The organism is Curtobacterium sp. MCLR17_036 (genome assembly GCF_003234445.2).
In the GTDB taxonomy this organism is placed as follows: domain Bacteria; phylum Actinomycetota; class Actinomycetes; order Actinomycetales; family Microbacteriaceae; genus Curtobacterium.
Map to the genome: position 1 here is coordinate 2,804,009 of NZ_CP126269.1, position 20,465 is coordinate 2,824,473.

Genomic DNA, 20,465 nt, shown 5'->3' on the forward strand with positions numbered 1-20,465 from the left:
CGAGGACGGGTCGGCGTCGCGCCGTGGTCGGACCCGCACCGGGGTGTGCCCCGCCGCGTCCGCGTCAGGCGGTGCGTCGGCGGGACCCGCGGCCCTCGTGCGACCAGGCCGACGACGGCACCAGGCTGGGCGGCAGCAACCGCGACCGCACCCGCCGTGCGACGGGGACCGAGGCGTCGAGCTCCGTCCGGACCTGCCGGACGTGCGCGACGAGCGCACCGGCGTCCACCGCTGCGGCTCCACCCGCGGCGAACCGCTCCTGGTCGACCGCGTCCACAACGGCCTCGAGGTGCGGCAGCACCGCCCCGGGCACGACCGACCGGAGTCGGCCGAGCACCGCACGGGCCGTGCGGGCCACCGCTGCGGCGTCACCCGCCGGAGCCAGCGTCGGCGCGTAGCCGTGGTCGGCGACGTCGTCCAGGACCTCACGCCAGGCGGAGACCGCCGGCGAGCGCCCGGCAGCGACGGCCGCCAGACGGGAGCGCCGACGGACGGTGCGCACCACGCCGGGGGCGAGCAACAGTGCGAGGACCAGCACGAGGCCGACGAGCAACCCCGAGGGTCCCTGCCCGCCGCTGCCGGACGCACCGGCGGCACCGGGAGCCGTCGAGGCCGTCGGCGTCGGGGTGGCGCTCGCGTCGGCCGGGTCGGTCTGGCCCGGCGTCGGCAGGGGTGTCTCCGACGGCACCGCACTCGGCGTCGCGGTCGGCTCGGTGGACGGCGCGGCAGCCTCGTCCGAATCGGGGGTCGGCTCGAACGCCACCCACCCGGCACCCTGGATGTAGAGCTCGGGCCACGAGTGCAGCTGCCGGTTCGAGACCGCGTACTCGCCGTCGGGCTGCGGCGCGCCGGCCCGGTAGCCGACCGCGATCCGCGACGGGATCCCGAGCGAGCGCGCCATCACCGCCATGGCGGACGAGAAGTGCACGCAGTAGCCCTCGCGGACCTGCAGGAACGTCGACACGACGTCCATGCTGTCGCCGTCGTAGCCCTGCTCGACCGGAGCCGTCTCGGAGTAGGTGAACAGGTCGCTGCGGAACCACTGCTCGAGGGCGCGGGCCTGCTGGTACTCGCCGGACACGCCACCCGCGACGCGCTCGGCGGTGTCCGAGATGTTCGCGGGCAGGTCCTGCGGCAGCGCGAGGTCGGTGCGGAGCTGCTCCGCGCTCGGCGCCTGGTAGCCGCGGCCGTCGGTCCGGTCGAGCGCCCCGGAGTCCGCGACGGCGTCGAGGTAGTCGTTCGCGAACGTCGACGCCCCCGTGGCCTCGTAGGTGGCACCCCGTGCCGTCGCCGGGCCGGTCGAACGCACGGTGCTCGAGTTGCCCATCCAGCGCCACTGCGACAGGTCGAGGTTCGTCGACCGCGACGTCAGCGCCACCGCACCCGACGGCACCGGCAGGTAGTTGCTCGAGAGCCCGGTGATGCGGACGGTCACGTCGCCGCGGGTGGCCAGTCGCGGGTTCACGCCGACGGCCCACTGCTGCTGGTCCGCGGTCTGGGCGTCGGCTGCGTTCGTCACGGTCGGCACCCAGTCCCCCGTACCGAACTCGTCGAGGTCGGCGAGCTTGAGGTACTCGGGCTGGCCGTCTGAGGACCGGTAGCGGAAGACCTCGAGTTCGCTCGGTCGGCGCAGGTCGTCGCCGAGCTCGAGCAGCGTGCCCGGTCGTCCGGGCTGGATCGGCGACCGGACCGCTCCGGTCACCCCCGAGAGCCAGCTCGCGTTGAGCGGCACCACCGCGGGCAGGCCGATCGCGACGACGAGCCCGACGGCACCGACCACCGCGGCGGGCAGGGCGCGCTGGACCGGACGGACCGACAGCCACAGCAACGCGAGGAAGGCGACGGCGGTGACGACGACCAGGCCGCCCCCGGCGGGTTCCCCGGTGATGACGCCCGGCACGACGAGGATCACGAGCGCCGGCGCCGCGGCCAGGGACGGGATGCGGGCGACCGCGGCCAGGAACACCGAGACGCCCGCCACCCAGGCGATGGACACCGTGACGATCAGCCGGATGGCGTCGGTCTGCGGCAGCGGCGCCGGGTTGAGCCGGATCGCCGCCAGCGTCTGCCCGAGCGCGCCGTCGGCGTCGAGCCAGCCCAGTGGCTGCACGTCGTTCACGAGGGCGGCGAGGCAGCTCACCACCAGGAGCGTGCCGACCAGCGCGACGAAGCGGACCCCCGGGGCACGGCGACGGACGGCGAGCACCACCGCGACGAGGACCGCGACGACGAGGACCCCGGAGATCCACCACGCGATCCCCTGCACGAGGGGACGGATGGCGAGCGCCGCGACGAGCACCGGCAGCGGGGCGAGCGCGACGACCCAGGCGCTCGGGACGTCGCGGGCGTCGTCGTCGCGGTCGAGGATCTCGTGCACGTCGACGCGGTCCCGCGACCGTGCTGCGACGCCGCTCACCGCGCCGCCCCCGAGACCTGCGCGCCGGCGACCGGCACGACGAGCGTGCGCCAGCCGGCACGGTCGAGGATGCCGCGCACCACCGGGTCCGGCGGGACGATGGTCGCGAGGATGCCCCGGCTCGACCCGTTCGTGGCGGCGACGAGCTCGGAGGCCTGCTCGACGGTGCAGGCACCGGTGACGACGGCGGTCATGCCGTGCACGTCACGCCCGCGCACCTCGGGCAGGACGTCCGTGACGTCCCGGGCGTCGGTGCGGAGCCGGACGTCGGCGAGTCCGACGAGCACGTCGGTCAGTCCACCGGCGTCGCCCACGTGCCGGGTGCTCCCGTCCGGGCTGTCGCTCACGAGCACGACGCGCGAGGTCCGGGCGGCGAGGGCGCGGGCGACGCTCGCCGCGACGACCACGGCGTGTTCGAACGCCTGGTCGCCGCCGAGGTCCGAGATCTCGGCGAGGTCGTCGCGGCCGAGGCGCTGGTACGACTCGCGGCGCACGTCGAGTGCGATCACCGCCTCCGGCGGCTGGGCCTGGGTGGTCTGCCGGACGTACAGCTCGCCGCGTCGCGCGCTCTGTGCCCAGTGCACCCGGCGGATCGGGTCGCCGGGGCGGTACGGGCGGAGTTCGCTGTCGTCGGCCGATCCACCCTGACCCACCCGGCCCTCGTCGGCGGAGACGGCTCCGGCCAGGGCCCCGGTGTCGATGGCGGTGAGCGGCGTCGACGCCGGGACCACGACGACCTCTTCCGCTGCCACGACGGGACGGTCGATGCGCAGCAGGCCGAACGCGTCCTCGACGCGGATCGTCACCGGGCCGACGAGCGTGCGCCCGCGGTGCATGGCGAGCGCCTCGACGTCGAGCAGCGCGGGCGGCAGCCCCGGGCCGACCTCGGCGTAGGTCGCCGCGTCGGACACGCTCGCGAAGGCGTCCTCGAGCTGCTCCCGCACGAGCAGCGTCGACCGCGGTCCGAAGGGCATGCTCGTGCCGCTCAGCGAGATGCGCTCCCGGTACACCTCGCCGACCTGCACGATGGCGCGCGCGGTGCTCCGGCTGCCCCGCAGCGGCGCCGCCACGACGAACGCCGTGACGATGCCGAGCACGACGAGCACGAGCAGCAGCAGCCCGGCGGACACGGCGACGCTCGTGGCGCCGACGAGGCCGCCGCCGACGAGCCCGATGCCGACCGCGATGACGGTCCACCCGCGGAGCGTGGGTCGGGGGAACGGCGTGCGCCGGAGCAGCACCAGGCCGCGCCGTCCGAACCGGGCCGCGGTCGAGCGCGCCGCACCGGCACGGCGCAGCAGCGGCGACGGTGCCGGACGGCCGGGCATCAGGAGCGGACGGGGGTCGCTGTGAAGGGCACGGCGGTGTCGGACACGATCCGGACGACGATCTCGCGCACGGTGTCCTCACCCGTGCCGCCGAGGCCGCGCGCGACCGGGACGAGCCGGTGCGCGAGCACGATCGGGGCGAGGGCGGCGACGTCGTCCGGGGTCACGAAGGGCCGGCCGAGCAGCGCCGCGTGCGCACGGGCCGCCTGCGCGAGGTGGAGCGTGGCACGGGGGCTCGCGCCGAGCACGAGGTCGGGGTGCGTGCGGGTCGCCCGGACGATCGCGACGATGTACGCCTCGACGTCGGGTGCGACGTGCACACCCGCCACCGACTCGATGACCGCACGGAGGGTCGCGACGTCGACGATCGGTCGCAGGTGCGCCAGCGGATCGCCGCCGCCGCGGTTCGCGAGCATGTGCCGCTCGGCGTCGGCACTCGGGTAGCCCATGGTGATCCGGGCCATGAAGCGGTCGCGCTGCGCCTCGGGCAGCGGGTAGGTGCCCTCCATGTCGATCGGGTTCTGCGTCGCGACGATCATGAAGGGCCGCTCGAGCTGCCGGGTCACGCCGTCGACGGTGACCTGCGACTCGGCCATCGCCTCGAGCAGGGCCGACTGGGTCTTCGGGCTGGTGCGGTTGATCTCGTCGCCGATGACGACGTTCGCGAACACCGGGCCCGGTGAGAACCGGAACGTGGCCGACGACTGGTCGTAGATGTTCACCCCGGTCACGTCGGACGGCAGCATGTCGGACGTGAACTGGATGCGGTTCACCGATCCGCCGACGGAGGCCCCGAGCGCCTTCGCGAGCACGGTCTTGCCGACGCCGGGCACGTCCTCGACGAGCAGGTGCCCCTCGGCGAGCATCACCGTCAGCGCGGTGCGGATGGCGTCCACCTTGCCGTCGATCACCGTCGAGACCGATGCGACGATGGCGTCGCCGACCTCTCGGATGCGTTCGAGGGGGAAGGCGGGGGCGGTCGCTTCCGGCACGCAGGACTCCTCGTCTCGGGACAGGTGTCGTGCATGCTACCTCGGCCCGGTGACAAGGAGGGGAGGATGCGTCACCCTCGGGGCCGTTCCGCGCACGCGAGCCGAGGACAGGGCATCGGGCCGGTGCTTCGCGCCCGCGCCTCGCGCCCCGCGCCCCGCGGCTCCGGCCGCGAGTGAGCAGAAGAAGTCGAGTACCGACCGCGCACTCGACCGTTTCTGCTCACTCGATGCGCGCGAGGGCCGGGTCGCGCCGGACCGGGCCGTTCCGCGCACGGGAACCGAGGACAGGGCATCGGGCCGGTGCTTCGCGCCCCGCGGCTCCGGCCGCGAGTGAGCAGAAGAAGTCGAGTACCGACCGCGTACTCGACCGTTTCTGCTCACTCGATGCGCGCGAGGGCCGGGTCGCGCCGGACCGGGCCGCGCCGCGCCGCGACTCCTGCCGCGAGTGAGCAGAAGAAGTCGGGTCCCGAGCGCGTACTCGACCGTTTCTGCTCACTCGATGCGCGCGAGGACGGGGTCGCGCCGCTCGAGCGTGCCGCGCCGCGCCGCGCACGAGACGCCCCCGGGAACGACGAAACCCCGGTCCGATCGGACCGGGGTTTCGAGGAGCGCGGAGACGGAGGGATTTGAACCCTCGGTCCCCTCAAAGGGGACTCCACCTTAGCAGGGTGGTGCACTCGGCCGGACTATGCGACGTCTCCAAGCACTCTCGCGAGCGCTGCGACCACCATACAGGAAGGACCGGCCCCGGATCGACCCGGACGACACCCCCGCGCGTGGCTCCCGCACACCGCCCGTGACGACGGAGTCCCCCGGAATGGGGACACCCGGGGGTTGTCGCCACGTACCCCGGTGCTTACGATCGTCGAGACGCGGCGATCACGTTCCGGGGCTCGTCCCCTCTGTCGCGACACAGCACCCGACGTCGCTCCCCGATCACGGGCCCGGCGTGCCCGATCGTCCGGCACCCCGGGGAGCGACTCCTGGGGGCGCGGCCCACCACCGCGCCCCCACCTCTCACTTCCTCCCTCGCACTCCCCCGAAGACGACAGCGCCACCGCGACCGAGCGCCCCGGCTGGTCGTGCCGCCCCGGCCGACCGCGCCGCCCCGGCCGGTCGTGCAGCTCCGGCAGACCGCACCGCCCGGCGGAACACCCCGCCGCCCGCCCGGTCAGCGCGGGACGGCCACCCGGAAGCGGTCCGGCAGCGCGATGAGCGCCCCGGCCAGCTCGAGCAGCGCGGCGGCGCAGTCGTCGAGCGCGTCGCGGTCCGCGGCGTCGACGGCCCGCTCCACGATGTCGAGCCGACGTCGACGGTCGACGACCGCGTCGATCCCGTTCGCGAGCGCGACGTCGTCCGTCGAGAACATGTCGAGCAGGATGCGCTGCGACGCCACCCAGTCCGCGCTCACCGGCGCCCCGCGACGGCGCAGGTACCAAGCACCGAGTTCCACGAAGGCACCGGCCTCGGTCCAGCAGTCGCGGAGCACGAGCGGGTCGAAGCGGTCGGGGCAGGCGACCCCGCCGGCGGGCGGCTCGGCGAGCATCGCGCGGATGATCCGCATCCGCTCGGTCATCTGGTCGACGGACCAGTGCGTGATGACGACGCCGACGTACCGCTGCACCGACACGAGACGCAGGGTCTCGAGTGTGACGAGTGCCTCGCGCACGGGCGTGCGCGAGACCCGCATGTCCTGCGCGATGGCGTCGAGCTTGAGCCGCTGGCCGCGCCGGTAGACGCCGCGCAGCACGCAGTCGAGCAGCCGCAGGAAGACCGCGTCGCGGAGCAGGCTGCGCCGCAGACCGTGTGGATCGAGGTCGCCGAGGGCGGTGCGCCGGGCTGGGTTCTCCATCACGCCAGACTCACGCACGCTCAGGACCGCCGAGGGGTGCGCGCCGACCGCGGTGGATGGGTGGCGCCGGGATCGCGCTGTGGAGGAGTGCCATGCCAGCACGCTGGCAGGCCGCACCGCAGCGCGCTAAACACTCCGGATACAGAATGTCAGTCGCGGTCGGACTTCGTCAGCACCGACAGCGGCTGGGTGACGTCCTCCAGCCCCTTCCTCGCGGCGTCGACCCCGAACACGAGCGCCACGATCCCACCGGCGATCATCACGGCCGAGCCGAGCAGGTACCCCCAGAACAACGGCTCGCGGGACGACCCGTCGCCGATGAGCGCCCCGTAGATGAGCGGCGCGACGGCACCGAAGATCTGCGCGAGCGCGAAGAAGTACGAGATGGCCTGCGACCGGAGCTCGAGCGGGAAGATCTCGCTGACGGTCAGGTACGCGCTCGACGCCCCGGCCGAGGCGAAGAAGAACGACACGCACCAGAAGACGACCTGCACGCCGGCGCTGATCGCGTCGGCCTGGAACAGGAACGCGGACGTCGCGAGCACGAGACCGGACACCAGGTACGTCGAGAAGATCATCTGGCGGCGGCCCCAGGTGTCGAAGAACCGGCCGAGGATGATCGGGCCGAGCAGGTTGCCGATCGCGAACGGGAAGAAGTAGACCGAGGTCTCGGCGGTCTTCAGCCCGAAGAAGTTGGTGAGCACGAGCGCGTAGGTGAAGAAGATCGCGTTGTACAGGAACGCCTGCGTGATCATCATCGTCGCGCCGACCAGGGTCCGTGTCGGGTACTGCCGGAACAGCACCTTCACGATGGTGCGGAACTTGACGTTGTCCGTCGGTGTGACGGTCATCGCCTTCGAGTCGTCGACGTCGGGCAGGCGATGGCCGGTGGACTTCTCGACCGACGCCTCGATCTGCGTGACCGTCGCCTCGGCCTCCTGCTCGCGGCCGTGCGTCATCAGCCAGCGGGGGCTCTCGGGGATGTGCCGACGCAGGAAGATGATCGCGATGCCGAGCACCGGGCCGAGGAAGAAGCCGATGCGCCAGCCGATGTTCTCGGCGAAGTGGGCGGTGTCGAGCAGGTAGATGTTCGCGAAGGCGCCGAGGGCCGCACCGCCCCAGTACGTCCCGTTGATCGCGATGTCGACGTGTCCGCGGTACTTCGACGGGATGAGTTCGTCGATGGCAGAGTTGATCGCCGCGTACTCGCCACCGATGCCGAGCCCGGCGACGAAGCGGAACACCGCGAGGAACCAGAAGTCCTGCGCGAACCCGGCGATGCCGGAACCGATCAGGTAGATGGCCAGGGTGAGGATGAACAGCTTCCGTCGACCGAGGCGGTCGGACATGCGCCCGAACACGATCGCACCGACGACCTGTCCGACCAGGTAGATCGTGCCGAGCGAGGTGACCTGTTGCGTCGACAGGTCGAGGTCCGCCTGGAACCCGGCGTTCGAGACGATCTGGATCTCGAGGCCGTCCAGGATCCAGGACACCCCGAGGCCCACGACCACGCTCCAGTGGAACCGTGTCCACGGCAGTCGGTCCATCCGAGCGGGTACCAGGCTCTTGATCGTCGCGTTCGTGCTGCTCACGAATGGGGAACGTACGCCCGGATCGACGAGATGGTTCGGATCCGGTAGCGGAGCGGTCCGGTTCACCCGGTCCGGGCACGGAGCCGGATCCCCCTACTCGAATCCGGCTCCGTCACCGGGATCTCAATCATTGCAATTGCTATGGAAACTCACAAGCGGACGGACGGGAGGCCCGTGGCGGCGCCGCCACGGGCCTCCCGTCCGTCTTGTGGTCCATGTCGCCGGCGCGGCGTAGCGTCGACGACGTGACCCGACCTGACATCCGAACGGTCGGCGAGCTCCGCACCTCTGGTCACGTCCAGAAGACGGTCCGCGCCGAGATCCGCGACAACCTGCTCACCGCCCTGCGCCAGGGCACCGATCCGTGGCCCGGCCTGCACGGCTTCGAGACCACCGTCATCCCCCAGCTCGAACGCGCCCTCATCGCCGGCCACGACGTCGTCCTGCTCGGCGAGCGCGGCCAGGGCAAGACCCGCCTGCTGCGCACCCTGCAGGGCCTGCTCGACGAGTGGACGCCGGTCATCACCGGCTCCGAGCTCGGCGAGCACCCGTACGAACCGATCACCACCGCGAGCACCCGACGTGCCGAGGAGCTCGGCGACGCCCTGCCGATCAGCTGGCGGCACCGCGACGACCGCTACGTCGAGAAGCTCGCGACGCCGGACACGAGCGTCGCCGACCTCATCGGCGACGTCGACCCGATGAAGGTCGCCGAGGGCCGCAGCCTGGGCGACCCGGAGACCATCCACTTCGGGCTGGTCCCCCGAGGGCACCGCGGCATCGTCGCGATCAACGAGCTGCCCGACCTGGCCGAACGCATCCAGGTCGCGATGCTCAACGTGATGGAGGAACGCGACGTGCAGATCCGCGGCTACGTGCTGCGGCTGCCGCTCGACGTGCTCGTCGTCGCGAGCGCGAACCCCGAGGACTACACGAACCGCGGCCGGATCATCACGCCGCTGAAGGACCGCTTCGGCGCCGAGATCCGCACGCACTACCCGATCGAGCTCGAGGACGAGATCGCCGTCATCCGGCAGGAGGCCCAGCTGACGGCCGCGGTCCCTGACGCCCTGATCGAGATCCTCGCCCGGTTCACCCGCGCACTGCGTGGTTCGAGCGCCGTCGACCAGCGCAGCGGTGTGAGCGCCCGGTTCGCGATCGCCGGTGCCGAGACGGTGTCCGCCGCCGCGGTGCACCGGGCCGCACGCCAGGGCGAGGACGAGGCCGTCGCCCGGCCGATCGACCTCGAGACCGCGGTGGACGTCCTCGGCGGCAAGATCGAGTTCGAGAACGGGGAGGAGGACCGTGCCGACGAGGTGCTCGAGCACCTGCTCCGCACGGCGACCGCCGAGACCGTGCGCTCCCGCTTCAGGGGCCTGGACTTAGCAGTGCTCGTGGACGCGCTCGACGGCGGCACCATGGTCACCACGGGTGAGCAGGTCAGCGCCCGGGCGTTCCTCGAAGGGCTGCCGTCGATCGGCGAGTCCGACCTGTACGACCAGGTGTGCGACCGGATGGGCGCGACGAACGACGGCGAGCGGGCCGGTGCGATCGAACTCGCACTCGAGGGGCTCTTCCTGGCCCGACGCATCAGCAAGGAGTCCGGCGGGGGCGAAGCCGTCTATGGCTAGGCAGAACCGGCGACTGACGCGCGACACCCGGTACGGGCGCTACACCGACGGGCCGGACCCGCTCGCGGCGCCGGTCGACCTGGCCGAGGCGCTCGACGCGATCGGGCAGGACGTGATGGGCGGCGCCTCGCCCGAGCGGGCGATGCGGGAGTTCCTGCGGCGCGGCGGCCGGTCGCAGCGCGGCCTCGACGACCTGGCCCGCCGGGTGGCCGAACGCCGCCGCGAGCTGACCGCGAAGAACAACCTCGACGGCACCCTGCAGCGGGTGCGCGAGCTCCTCGACCAGGCGCTGCTGGCCGAGCGCGGGGAACTCGCCCGGAACGTCGACATCGACGACGGCGACCGCGCCCTGGCCGAACTGCAGCTCGACAGCCTGTCGCCCTCCCCCGCCGCCGCGGTGCAGGAACTCGGCGACTACGACTGGACGAGCCCGACCGCACGCCAGAAGTACGACGAGATCAAGGACCTGCTGGGGCGCGAGGTGCTCGACCAGCGCTTCGCCGGCATGAAGCAGGCGCTCGAGGGCGCCACCGACGAGGACCGCGCGGCGGTCAGCGCCATGATGCAGGACCTCAACGCCCTGCTCGAGGCGCACGCCCGCGGCGAGGACACCCAGCAGCAGTTCGACGACTTCATGGCGCAGCACGGGGAGTACTTCCCGTCGGACCCGGCGAACGTCGATGAACTGCTCGACGACCTCGCGGCCCGCGCGGCGGCGGCGCAGCGGATGCGCAACTCGATGACGCAGGAGCAGCGCGACGAACTCGACGCGCTCGCCCAGCAGGCGTTCGGCTCCCCCGACCTGATGGGGCAGCTGTCCCAGCTCGACGGTGCCCTGCGCGCCCTGCGACCCGGCGAGGACTGGGGCGGGTCGGAGCAGATGGACGGGCAGCAGGGCCTCGGGCTCGGCGACGGCACCGGGGTGTTCCAGGACATCGCGGACCTCGACGCCCTCGCAGACCAGCTCGCCCAGTCCGGCCCCGGGTCGGAGCTCGACGACCTCGACCTCGACGCGCTGTCCCGGCAGCTCGGTGCCGAGGCGGCGGTCGACGCGAAGACCCTGCAGCGCCTGGAGCAGGCGCTCCGGAACTCCGGGGCGATGCGTCGCGGTGCCGACGGGCAGCTCCGGCTCACCCCGAAGGCGATGCGGCAGCTCGGCAAGAGCCTGCTCAAGGACGTCGCCCAGCGGATGTCCGGTCGCCAGGGCGCGCGGGACCTCCGACGCTCGGGTGCCGCCGGCGAGCCCTCGGGTGCGTCGCGGCAGTGGGCGTACGGCGACACCGAGCCGTGGGACATCCCCCGGACGATCACGAACGCCGTGACGAGGACGGCCGCCTCCGGCCGTCAGGGCCCCGGCGTCCGGTTGACGATCGACGACGTCGAGGTGCAGGAGACCGAGGCCCGCACCCAGGCGTGCGTCGCCCTGCTCGTCGACACGTCGTTCTCGATGGCGATGGAGGACCGCTGGGTTCCGATGAAGCGCACCGCCCTCGCGCTGCACACCCTGGTGTCGACCCGCTTCCGCGGCGACGACCTGGAGCTGATCGCCTTCGGTCGCGAGGCCGAGGTGATGGACGTCGAGCAGCTCGTCGGCCTCGACGCCATGTGGGACAAGGGCACGAACCTGCACCACGCCCTGCTGCTCGCCAACCGGCACTTCCGGAAGCACCCCGCGGCCCAGCCCGTCCTGCTCATCGTCACCGACGGCGAGCCGACGTCGCACCTCGAACCGAACGGGCAGGTCTGGTTCGACTACCCGCCGGACCCGGTGACGATCGCGCTGACCGTGCGCGAACTCGAGAACTCCGGACGGCTCGGCGCGCAGACGACGTTCTTCCGGCTCGGCGACGACCCGGGGCTCGCCCGCTTCATCGACGCCATGGCGAAGCGCGTCGACGGCACGGTGGTGGCGCCCGAGAACGACGACCTCGGCGTGGCCGTCGTCGACTCGTACCTCGGGTCCCGACGGGGAGCGGGCGGCGCGCTCTTCCGCGACGGCTGGGGGCTCTGAAGCCCCGGCACGACGGTTGGCCGGCGCCCGGCTAGAACAGCGGCCAGGGCACGGCCGGACCGTGACCAGGGGGCGGCGGGAACACGCCCACCGCGCGGAGTGCCGCACACCGGGCGCGCACGGTGTCGACCTCGACCGGGGTGAGGTGGTCGTGGAGTGCGTCGCCGAGGTCACCGCCGAGCGCCTCGGACACCCGGTCGAGCCCCTCGAGCTCGTCCGGCCCGAGCGGCTCCCCGATCCACCCCCACAGCACGGTGCGGAGCTTGTGCTCGACGTGGAAGGTCAGGCCGTGGTCGACACCGAACCGGTGCCCGTCCGGCATCGCCAGGACGTGCCCGCCCTTGCGGTCGGCGTTGTTGACGACCACGTCGAAGACGGCCATCCGCCGCAGGGCCTCGGAGTCCTCGTGCACCAGGGTGACGGGCCGGTCGTGCTCGTCGATCGCCTCGAGCACCGGCAACCACGGCGACCCGTCGGCCTCGGCGGCGTCCGGGTCGACCAGGTCGACGGCGTCCTGCTCGGGGTCGACGTGCTGCCACCGCTGCACCATGCCCGGGCCGTAGGGGCCGTCGCCCAGCCACGTCGGCGGCACGATGCCCCACCCGAACGCCTCGGACACCAGGTGCGCCGCGACCTCGCGGCCGGCGAGCGTGCCGTCCGGGAAGTCCCACAGCGGACGCTCCCCCTGGATCGGCTTGTAGACGACGGCCTCGCCGTCCAGGTCCGCCAGGAAGGTCGCGTTCGACGCCTCTCGGATGCGGGCCGTGATGGTCAGCGACCCGTCGCTCATGCGGTGCCGGGCGGACGGCCGGCGGCGACGACCTCGCGCGTGCGCTCCACGAACGCCCGTGCGGTGCCGACCGGGATCTTCACCTGGAAGAGCTCGGCGGGTTCCGGGATCTCGACGACCGCCTCGATCTCGGTGCCGTCCTCACTCTCCTCCGAGACGATCTCGACCTCGTCGTCGATGGGGTAGGCCTCGATGACGACCTGCGCGGTCGCGGGGTCGAAGCCCAGGCTGAGTGCACCGGCACGGAACTCCGGCTCGACCGGCTGGTCGAGCGGGGCCGGGTCGCGGAGTTCGTCGGGGACGGTCGGGGGCACGCTGAACCGGTTGCCCTCGACCGTAGCGACCTCGTCGAGCAGCTCGTCGATCTTGTCGGCGAGCACGGCGGTCTGCTCCTTCTCGAGCGCGACGCTCGTCACCCGGCGGCCGGAGCGCGCCTGGATGTAGAACGCGCGCTCGCCCGGGCGGCCGATGGTGCCGACGACGAGACGGTCCGGCCAGTCGAAGCCGTGGACGATGGTGGGCATACCCGCATTGTAGGAGCGCGCGCCGACGGCCGTTCAGGCTCCGGCGTGACCCGGCGCCGTCGTGGTCGTGCCGGGGGCGGTCGGGTGGCCCGCGCCGCCGCCGACCGCGGCGTCCCCGCTCGGTGCCGGCGCGGATGCGAGCCAGCCGAGGTCGCCGGACTCGGTGTTCGTGGCCACCACCTCGGGGCGGTGTTCGCCGTAGCGCACGATGGACACCGAGGCCGGTCCGACGCCGATGCGCTGGAACAGGTCGAGGTGCATGCCGAACGCGTCGGCGAGCACGGACTTGATGATGTCGCCGTGGCTCACCGCGACCCACACCGCGCCGGGGCCGTGCTCGGCCTCGACGGCGGCGTCGATGCGACGGATCGCGGCGACGGCGCGCGACTGCATGGTCTGCATGGACTCGCCACCGGGGAACACGACCGCGCTCGGGTTCGCCTGCACCGTCCGCCAGAGCGGCTCCTTCGACAGGTCGGCGAGGGTCCGCCCCTGCCAGTCGCCGTAGTCCGCCTCGGTGATGGCCCGCTCGACGCTGGACACCGGGTCGCCCGGTTGCCGGTCGAGGATCACGCGGGCGGTCTGCCGGCAGCGCTCCAGGGGGCTCGTGACCACCGCCACGACGGGCACGGCGGCGATGCGCTCGGCGGTCCGCTCGGCCTGGGTCCGCCCGACGGCGTCGAGGCGCACGCCGGCCGTGCGGCCGGCGAGGACCCCGGAGGCGTTCGCGGTGGTGCGTCCGTGACGGACGAGGAGGACGGTCGCCATGTCCCCGATCCTAGGCGGGCGCAGCGGGCCGTCCGTCGGTAGCGTCTCGGGTATGCCGCTCTTCCGCGACGCCCCGCGTCCGCCCGCCCCGACCACGCCCTCGAAGGTCCAGGCGACCTGGTCCGACTCGATGGGTCGCCTCGCCATGCGCGCCCTGCAGGTGATCATCGTCGTGGTGCTGCTGGCCGGCGTGGTCTACGCCGGCGGTGTGCTGAGCGTCGTGACGATCCCGGTCCTGCTCGCGCTCATCATCGCCTCGGCCATGCACCCGGTCGTCTCGTGGCTCCGCAAGCACCGGGTGCCGTCCGTGCTGGCGACGCTCGCGGTGCTCGTCGGCGTGCTCGCCGTGCTCGGACTGGTCGGCTGGTTGATCGTCGTCGCGGTCGAGAACCAGTGGTCGCAGCTGCAGGACTCCGCGGTGGACGGCTTCGGCAAGCTGCAGGACTTCGCGAAGACCCTGCCGATCTCGATCTCCGAGTCGCAGATCGACGACGCCGTCGGCGGCGTCACCGACTTCGTGACGAGCGCGCAGTTCGGCTCGGGTGCGATCGCCGGGGCATCTGCGACCGCGAACTTCCTGACCGGGCTCGTCCTGATGATCGTCGTGCTGTTCTTCTTCCTCAAGGACGGCCCGAGCATCTGGGAGTTCCTGCTCCGTCCCTTCACCGGAGAGCAGTACGCCCGTGCCCGTCGGGTCGGCGACCGGGTCGTCGGCACCCTGGGCGGCTACGTCCGCGGCACCGCCACGGTCGCCGCCGTCGACGCGATCGGCATCGGCGTCGGCATCACGATCGTCGGCGTCCCGCTCGCCCTGCCGCTCGCCGTCATCGTGTTCATCACGGCGTTCATCCCCATCGTCGGCGCCACCGCGGCCGGCATCCTCGCGGCCCTCGTCGCGCTGGTGGCCCTCGGCCCGGTGCAGGCGCTCATCGTGGTCGGCATCGTGGTCCTGGTCAACCAGCTCGAGGGCAACTTCCTGCAGCCCGTCGTGATGGGCCGCACGCTCAAGCTGCACGGCCTGGTCATCCTCATCGGCCTGACCGCGGGCACCGTGCTCGCGGGCATCACCGGCGCGATCATCTCCGTGCCGCTGCTCGCGGCGGCCTGGGGTGCGGTCCTGGTCTGGGACGGCCCGGACACCCCCGCCCGCCCCTGGCGGAAGAAGCGCGACGAGTCGATCACCGCGCACGAGCGGCCCGCCGACTGACCGAGCGGGCAGGGCGCGGCGGGACGCTCTCCGGACATCGGTTCGCTCGGGCGGCCCGGCCACGTGAAGATGGAGCAGTGCTCGTCTCCATCGTCTACATGAGTCGCGCCGTCGTGCCCTTCGACGACGGTGAGCTGGCCACCCTGCTCGACGAAGCACGGCTGCGCAACCACGCGCTCGGGGTGTCCGGGCTGCTGCTCGCCAAGGGCGGCCGGTTCATGCAGTTGCTCGAGGGACCGGCCTGGAGCGTCGACGACCGCTTCTCGGTGATCGCCCGCGACCCGCGGCACGGCGAGGTGAAGTCGCTCGTAAGAGAGGACATCGAGCAGCGCCGCTTCGACGGCTGGTCGATGGCGTACCGGGCGCTCGACGACGCCGACGTCCGCGCCGAGGCCGGCTTCAGCCCGTTCCTGTCCGGCACGATGGACTTCCCGCCGTCGTTCGACCGCACGAGCGCCGCGTGGCTGCTCAAGTGGTTCCGGGACCGCGAGCTGCACGACCTCTGACCGACGGGCCGCGCACCGGCCGGTCAGGACCCGTCGAACGGGTCCGGCACGACACCGAACGGGTCCGGCACGACACCGAACGGGTCTGCAACGACACCGAACAGGTCTGCAACGACACCGAGCAGCCGCTCGCGGTGCGCTGCGTCCGCCGTCGCCGCGAGCACCACCCGCCACATCGTCGCGACGGCCGGGAACAGGTCCGCCCGCCCGGTCCGCACGTCGGACACGAGCTGGACGCCGGTGAAGAACGGCACGACGGTCGCTCCGAGCTCCTCGGCCGACAGGTCCGTCCGCAGCTCACCGCTCGCGATCGCCAGCCGGAACACGTCGACGATGCCGGCGATCCACTGTTCGTAGAAGCTGACGGTCGCGGCGCGGAACTCACCGCGCTCGAGCGACATGCGGATGCCGGCGCGGACGACCGGGTCGGTGCGGAGCAGGGTGGCGATGCCGTGCGAGGCCCGCACGAGCGCCGCGGTCGGCGACGCGTCCGTGTGGCTGACCACGTCGAAGGTCCGGACGTTCTGCTCGTCGATCACCCCGAGCGCGAGCGCGAGCTTGGTCGGGAAGTGGAAGTGCAGCGTTCCCTGGGAGACGCCCGCCCCGCGGGCGATCCCCGCGATCGTCGCGCCGGCGAAGCCGACGCGGTCGAACTCCGCCGCCGCGGCCGTCAGGATCTGCGCACGTCGTTCCACGTGACCAGTCTCCCGGACGGGAGGCCCGTGGCGGCGCCGCCACGGGCCTCCCGTCCAGGGGGTGTGACGACCACCGCCGGGGTGCGCGGACCCGTCAGGCGGCGTGCCGTCCGAGCGTGATCCGCTCCTCCGGCACGTCCTGCAGGTCGCGACCGCGGAACCAGCGGAGCAGCCAGTCCGCAGGCGCACCGGCGAGCCCGGCGGGCAGCCCGCTGCGCTCGGTGAGGAAGGTGCTGAAGCCGGGCTCGTCACGGACCTCGGTGTCCGAGGGGTTGCCGAACGCCATCGACCACCCGTCGAAGCGTCGGGTGTCGATCTCCTCGCGGGACAGCGACTTCACGCCGTGGTGGCGCGGGTCGCGCTCGATCGCGGCGAAACGGTCCTCGACGCTCCAGCTCGGACCCTCGAGGACCTGCATGAAACGGCCGCCCTTCGCGAGCAACAGGCCGGAGACGCCGAGGGCCTCGTTCCGCAGCCGGGCTTCGCGGAGCATGGCGACCAGCTGCTCGTCGGTCATCTCGTCGACGGCGACGGACATGTACACGAGTGAGGTGAGGGAAGTCATCCCCGCCAGTCTGTGTCGCACCCCGCGGAGCGGTCAACGCTCGTCCGCACACCGCACCGGGCGACGCGGTGTGCGGACGACGCGACCGGTCAGGTGAGCGCGAGGAGGGTGTTCACCTGCTCGTTGACGCCGGTCAGCGTCGAGACCGGCGCACCGTTGGCGTACACGTCGTCGAACGCCGGCTGGAACAGGGCCTGCACGTCGGCGGGGTTGCGGGTGACCGGGAACAGGAAGGTGGTGTCCTCCTCGACCTGCCGGGTGAACGCCGACACGTCGAGGCCGCGCTCCCGGAACGACGCCACGGCGGCCGCGGTGCCGGCGGGACGTGCCGGGAAGACGATGCCGCGCTCCCCCACGATGCGCTGGGCTTCGTCGCTGCCGAGGAACGCGACCCAGGCCGCCGCCGCCTCGGGGTCCTTCGCCTGCTTCGTGATCGAGTCGCCAAGGCCGTTGAACATCGACGCGCGGCGCCCGGAGGGACCGACCGGGGTCGGCGCCACCGCGACGTCGAGGCCCTCCGTGCCGAGGTACGAGCCGATCATCCACGACCCGTTGAACGACAGCGCGCACTTGCCGGCCGCCAGCTGCACCTCCGGGCCGGTCGTGGTCGAGAAGACGCCGTACTTCGCCATGTAGCCCTTGTCGGCCAGGCCGTAGTACCAGGCGAGGGTGTCCTGCACGACGCGGTCGTCGAACCGGAACCGGTCGCCCCAGGGGTTCTCGTTCGTGTACGCCCAGTCGGTGGACCCGGTGAACGGCGACCAGGTCGACTGGCCGAAACCGTCGCCACCCGACCCGTTCGACGACAACCCGTAGACCGCGACGTGGTCCTTGTCGAAGCCCGGTTCGTCGCCGCGCCGTCCCTTCGTGTCGACGGTCAGCCGCGCGATCATCCGCTCGAACGTCCCGCCGTCGTCCGGGTTCCACTCGAGCGCCCCGAGTTCCTCGGCCGACACCCCGGCCGCCGCCATCGCCCGCTGGTCGTAGAACATCGCGATGGTGTCCCAGTCCTTCGGCGAGCCGTAGCGGTGGCCGTCCCGGCCCTTCCACAGTTCGGCGAGGCCGGACTGGTAGTCGTCGTCGCGGATGCCCTTCGTCGCGTCGAGCTCGTCGAGCCGGTACAGCACGTCGAGGTCGGCGTACTGCGGGAACTTCGTCAGGTGGTCGGTGAAGACGTCGGGGGCGGTGCCGGCGATGAAGCCCGCGGTGAGCTTCGTCCAGTAGTCGTTCCAGCCGAGCTGCGTGATCCGCACGGTGATGTCCGGGTTCGCGCGGTGGAAGGCGTCGGCGACGGCCTGGTAGGCGGGCTGCTGGTTCGCGTCCCAGAGCCAGTAGCTCACGGTCCGTGCGCCCGAGCGGTCCGTCCGGGCGCGACCGGGCGACGAGCAGGCGGTGAGCGCACCGAGCGCGAGGGCGGAGGCGCCGCCCGCCAGGAGCGTGCGGCGGGTCAGGTGGTTCGTCATGGTGTGGGTCCTGTCCGAGCGCCGGGTCACTTGATCCCGGAGAAGCCGATGGAGTTGACGATCCGCTTGGCGAAGACGCCGAACAGCACGATCATCGGGAGCGCCGCCACCAGGGTCGCGGCCATGAGCCCGGCCCAGTCGGTGCCGGACTGCGGGCTCTGCGACTTGAAGACGCCGAGCGCGACGGTCAGCACCCGCGAGCTGTCGGTGTACGAGACCATGAGCGGCCAGAAGTAGTCGTTCCAGCTCGTGATGTACGTCAGGACCGCGAGGGTCGCGATCGGGGCCGACGCCATCGGGATGACGAGCCGGAAGAACACCCGGACCTTGCCGGCGCCGTCGATGAGCGCGGCCTCCTCGACCTCCTTCGAGATGCCGAGGAAGAACTGGCGCAGGAAGAACACCGCGAAGGGCGTCATGAACATCGTCGGCAGCGCGATGCCGAGCAGGTTGTCGACGAGCCCGAGCTGCTTGATGAGCGTGAAGTTCGGCAGCAGCGTGAAGATCGCGGGGACCATCAGCCCGGCCAGGAACACCCCGAACACGCGGTCGCGACCGGGCCACCGCAGCCGGGCGAACGCGTACGCGGCCGCTGCCGAGAAGAACAACTGGCCGACCGTGACGAGGGTCGACACGACGATCGAGTTGAGCAGGTAGCGCCAGAAGTCGAGCGCGGCGCCGGAGCCGCCCTGCGCCAGGGCCTCCTCCGTGGACTGCAGGCCGAGGACGCGTTCGAAACCGCCCAGGCTGAACCCGACCGGCAGCAGCGAGGTGGGGTCGGCGTTGATCGCGGTGTTCGACGACAGGGCGGTGCGCAGGATCCAGTAGAACGGGAACAGGGTGACGACGATGACGAGGACCATCGCGGCCCAGGCGACGACGCGACTGACGGAGGGGCGGCGACGGTGTCCGGCGCCCATCCGCGGCGGGCGGGACGTGGTGACGGAGCGGGTGAGTGTCGTGGTCATGGCGCTTCCGTTCAGTCCAGGTCCGACTCACCCGAGCGGGTGAGTCGGTACTGCACGATGGTGATGATGCTGAGGACGACGAGGAGCGCGACCGAGACCGCGGACGCGTAGCCGAACTGGAACCGGCCGAACGCCAGGTTGTAGATGTAGTTCTGCACGACGTTCGTGGCGTTCGCGGGGCCGCCCTGCGTGGTGACGGCGACGGTGTCGAACACCTGGAACGACCCGATGACGGTGATGATGAGCACCAGGGACAGGATCGGGCGGAGCAGCGGCACCGTGATGCGCCAGAACATCTTCCACTCGCTGGCCCCGTCGATGCGGCCGGCTTCGTACACGGTCTCGGGCAGCGACTGCAGCCCCGCGAAGACGAGCAGCGCCGTGTAGCCGACGTGCCGCCAGACGTTGATGAGCGCGATCGAGGGGATGCCCCACACGTCGCTCTGCAGGAACGGGATGCGGTCGAGGCCGAGTGCCGCGAGCAGCTCGTTGCCGATGCCGAGCTGCGTGTCGAGGATCCACAGCCACACGAGCGCCGCGACGACGTTCGACACCAGGTACGGCGCGAGCACGATGCCGCGCACGAAGGTCGACTTCGTCAACCGGTGCATCATCACGGCGATGAACAGCGCGACGAGGGTCTGGATGACGATGTTGACGAGGACGTACTCGACGGTCACCACCATCGAGTGCCAGAAGATCGAGTCCTGCACCAGCCGTTCGTAGTTCTGCAGACCGGTGAACTCGGGTTCGGTGAGCAGGTTGTACGAGGTGAAGCTCAGCCAGATGCCCCGCACCGTCGGCCAGGCGAGGAACACCGCGAACCCGACCGCGGCCGGGGCGATGAACACGAGCGCGAGCCACAGGTCGTTCCTGGGCCGACGCGGTCGGGACGTGGTCCGTGCACGGGCGAGGTCGGCGGGCCGACTCCTCCGTCTCGTGCTGGCGGTCGTCAGGGGTGACGACACGGGGCTCTCGGTTGCCATCGCGACTCCTTCGTCTGCGGTGGACTGACGTGCAGCAGTCCGTGAGCCGGGAATCTACACGTGGGGACCGTCGGTGACAAGAGTCGATCCAGCGGGTGTCTGCGGGGGTTGTCACGTGTAGACCACGCGTGTCAGGATGACTCCGATCTGCACCGGAGCGCTCCGCTC

General features: G+C 71.9%; 17 protein-coding genes and 1 tRNA gene. 4 read left to right on the plus strand and 14 right to left on the minus strand.

Annotated features, from left to right (window positions below; genetic code table 11):
• Positions 1–64 precede the first annotated feature (64 nt).
• The 6 genes from DEI99_RS13165 to DEI99_RS13190 all read right to left on the minus strand — a co-directional run bounded on the left by DEI99_RS13165 (position 65) and on the right by DEI99_RS13190 (position 8,183).
• Positions 65–2,416 (minus strand): transglutaminase TgpA family protein, encoded by a 2,352-nt coding sequence (locus DEI99_RS13165; RefSeq protein WP_111041938.1) that lies wholly within the window; start codon positions 2,414–2,416, stop codon positions 65–67.
• The gene (locus DEI99_RS13170; RefSeq protein WP_284180826.1) at positions 2,413–3,744 is read right to left on the minus strand and encodes a DUF58 domain-containing protein; all 1,332 of its coding nucleotides are present in this window, start codon (positions 3,742–3,744) and stop codon (positions 2,413–2,415) included. The genes DEI99_RS13165 and DEI99_RS13170 overlap by 4 nt, the downstream gene beginning before the upstream one ends.
• The gene (locus tag DEI99_RS13175; RefSeq protein ID WP_258369428.1) at positions 3,744–4,736 is read right to left on the minus strand and encodes an AAA family ATPase; all 993 of its coding nucleotides are present in this window, start codon (positions 4,734–4,736) and stop codon (positions 3,744–3,746) included. Before DEI99_RS13175 ends, DEI99_RS13170 begins: the two co-directional genes overlap by 1 nt.
• A 611-nt stretch (positions 4,737–5,347) precedes the next feature.
• Positions 5,348–5,437, minus strand: a tRNA-Ser gene (locus DEI99_RS13180).
• A gap of 470 nt (positions 5,438–5,907) precedes the next feature.
• The gene (locus DEI99_RS13185; protein WP_111041935.1) at positions 5,908–6,588 is read right to left on the minus strand and encodes a GntR family transcriptional regulator; all 681 of its coding nucleotides are present in this window, start codon (positions 6,586–6,588) and stop codon (positions 5,908–5,910) included.
• A gap of 149 nt (positions 6,589–6,737) precedes the next feature.
• Positions 6,738–8,183, minus strand: coding sequence for an MFS transporter (locus tag DEI99_RS13190; protein WP_349774914.1), 1,446 nt, complete (start codon positions 8,181–8,183; stop codon positions 6,738–6,740).
• 215 nt (positions 8,184–8,398) lie between these two features.
• Between DEI99_RS13190 and DEI99_RS13195 the strand changes: the two genes are divergently transcribed.
• Both DEI99_RS13195 and DEI99_RS13200 read left to right on the plus strand, forming a co-directional pair.
• The gene (locus DEI99_RS13195) at positions 8,399–9,814 is read left to right on the plus strand and encodes a MoxR family ATPase (protein ID WP_111041934.1); all 1,416 of its coding nucleotides are present in this window, start codon (positions 8,399–8,401) and stop codon (positions 9,812–9,814) included.
• Entirely contained in the window at positions 9,807–11,825 is a 2,019-nt protein-coding gene (locus tag DEI99_RS13200) for a vWA domain-containing protein (protein WP_111041933.1), read from the plus strand. Before DEI99_RS13195 ends, DEI99_RS13200 begins: the two co-directional genes overlap by 8 nt.
• A gap of 31 nt (positions 11,826–11,856) precedes the next feature.
• On the opposite strand, the gene DEI99_RS13205 is transcribed toward DEI99_RS13200, so the two are convergent.
• From DEI99_RS13205 to DEI99_RS13215, 3 genes are read right to left on the minus strand one after another with little or no spacing between them, the layout of a single operon-like run.
• Positions 11,857–12,615, minus strand: coding sequence for an SCO1664 family protein (locus tag DEI99_RS13205; RefSeq protein ID WP_111041932.1), 759 nt, complete (start codon positions 12,613–12,615; stop codon positions 11,857–11,859).
• Positions 12,612–13,139, minus strand: a complete 528-nt coding sequence (locus tag DEI99_RS13210) for a DUF3090 domain-containing protein (protein ID WP_071260632.1) — start codon at positions 13,137–13,139, stop codon at positions 12,612–12,614. The genes DEI99_RS13205 and DEI99_RS13210 overlap by 4 nt, the downstream gene beginning before the upstream one ends.
• Before the next feature lie 33 nt (positions 13,140–13,172).
• Positions 13,173–13,907, minus strand: coding sequence for an MSMEG_4193 family putative phosphomutase (locus DEI99_RS13215; RefSeq protein ID WP_111041931.1), 735 nt, complete (start codon positions 13,905–13,907; stop codon positions 13,173–13,175).
• A gap of 52 nt (positions 13,908–13,959) precedes the next feature.
• Between DEI99_RS13215 and DEI99_RS13220 the strand changes: the two genes are divergently transcribed.
• Together DEI99_RS13220 and DEI99_RS13225 are read left to right on the plus strand one after the other, a co-directional pair.
• Complete coding sequence (locus DEI99_RS13220) at positions 13,960–15,114, plus strand: AI-2E family transporter (protein WP_111041930.1); 1,155 nt, start codon at positions 13,960–13,962, stop codon at positions 15,112–15,114.
• Positions 15,115–15,191: 77 nt separating this feature from the next.
• The gene (locus DEI99_RS13225; RefSeq protein ID WP_111041929.1) at positions 15,192–15,620 is read left to right on the plus strand and encodes a BLUF domain-containing protein; all 429 of its coding nucleotides are present in this window, start codon (positions 15,192–15,194) and stop codon (positions 15,618–15,620) included.
• Between the two features lie 23 nt (positions 15,621–15,643).
• Here DEI99_RS13225 and DEI99_RS13230 read toward each other — a convergent pair whose 3' ends face one another.
• The 5 genes from DEI99_RS13230 to DEI99_RS13250 all read right to left on the minus strand — a co-directional run bounded on the left by DEI99_RS13230 (position 15,644) and on the right by DEI99_RS13250 (position 20,297).
• On the minus strand, positions 15,644–16,315 hold the full coding sequence (locus tag DEI99_RS13230) for a ScbR family autoregulator-binding transcription factor (RefSeq protein ID WP_181434454.1): 672 nt from the start codon (positions 16,313–16,315) through the stop codon (positions 15,644–15,646).
• A gap of 94 nt (positions 16,316–16,409) precedes the next feature.
• Positions 16,410–16,880: a BLUF domain-containing protein gene (locus DEI99_RS13235; RefSeq protein ID WP_111041927.1), complete on the minus strand. Its 471-nt coding sequence runs from the start codon at positions 16,878–16,880 to the stop codon at positions 16,410–16,412.
• Between the two features lie 89 nt (positions 16,881–16,969).
• On the minus strand, positions 16,970–18,343 hold the full coding sequence (locus DEI99_RS13240) for an ABC transporter substrate-binding protein (protein WP_181434453.1): 1,374 nt from the start codon (positions 18,341–18,343) through the stop codon (positions 16,970–16,972).
• Between the two features lie 26 nt (positions 18,344–18,369).
• A complete protein-coding gene (locus DEI99_RS13245; protein WP_220037158.1) occupies positions 18,370–19,311 on the minus strand; it encodes a carbohydrate ABC transporter permease in 942 nt (313 codons plus the stop codon).
• A gap of 11 nt (positions 19,312–19,322) precedes the next feature.
• On the minus strand, positions 19,323–20,297 hold the full coding sequence (locus DEI99_RS13250) for a carbohydrate ABC transporter permease (RefSeq protein ID WP_258369426.1): 975 nt from the start codon (positions 20,295–20,297) through the stop codon (positions 19,323–19,325).
• Between the last annotated feature and the right edge of the window lie 168 nt (positions 20,298–20,465).

What these genes read in the sequence shown, in the direction of transcription:
- DEI99_RS13170 (WP_284180826.1), bottom strand. Translation starts at nt 3,744, where the DNA reads ATGCCCGGCCGTCCGGCACCGTCGCCGCTGCTGCGCCGTGCCGGTGCG.
- DEI99_RS13185 (WP_111041935.1), bottom strand. Translation starts at nt 6,588, where the DNA reads ATGGAGAACCCAGCCCGGCGCACCGCCCTCGGCGACCTCGATCCACAC.
- DEI99_RS13195 (WP_111041934.1), top strand. Translation starts at nt 8,399, where the DNA reads ATGTCGCCGGCGCGGCGTAGCGTCGACGACGTGACCCGACCTGACATC.
- DEI99_RS13200 (WP_111041933.1), top strand. Translation starts at nt 9,807, where the DNA reads ATGGCTAGGCAGAACCGGCGACTGACGCGCGACACCCGGTACGGGCGC.
- DEI99_RS13205 (WP_111041932.1), bottom strand. Translation starts at nt 12,615, where the DNA reads ATGAGCGACGGGTCGCTGACCATCACGGCCCGCATCCGAGAGGCGTCG.
- DEI99_RS13210 (WP_071260632.1), bottom strand. Translation starts at nt 13,139, where the DNA reads ATGCCCACCATCGTCCACGGCTTCGACTGGCCGGACCGTCTCGTCGTC.
- DEI99_RS13215 (WP_111041931.1), bottom strand. Translation starts at nt 13,907, where the DNA reads ATGGCGACCGTCCTCCTCGTCCGTCACGGACGCACCACCGCGAACGCC.
- DEI99_RS13220 (WP_111041930.1), top strand. Translation starts at nt 13,960, where the DNA reads ATGCCGCTCTTCCGCGACGCCCCGCGTCCGCCCGCCCCGACCACGCCC.
- DEI99_RS13235 (WP_111041927.1), bottom strand. Translation starts at nt 16,880, where the DNA reads ATGACTTCCCTCACCTCACTCGTGTACATGTCCGTCGCCGTCGACGAG.
- DEI99_RS13240 (WP_181434453.1), bottom strand. Translation starts at nt 18,343, where the DNA reads ATGACGAACCACCTGACCCGCCGCACGCTCCTGGCGGGCGGCGCCTCC.
- DEI99_RS13245 (WP_220037158.1), bottom strand. Translation starts at nt 19,311, where the DNA reads ATGACCACGACACTCACCCGCTCCGTCACCACGTCCCGCCCGCCGCGG.
- DEI99_RS13250 (WP_258369426.1), bottom strand. Translation starts at nt 20,297, where the DNA reads ATGGCAACCGAGAGCCCCGTGTCGTCACCCCTGACGACCGCCAGCACG.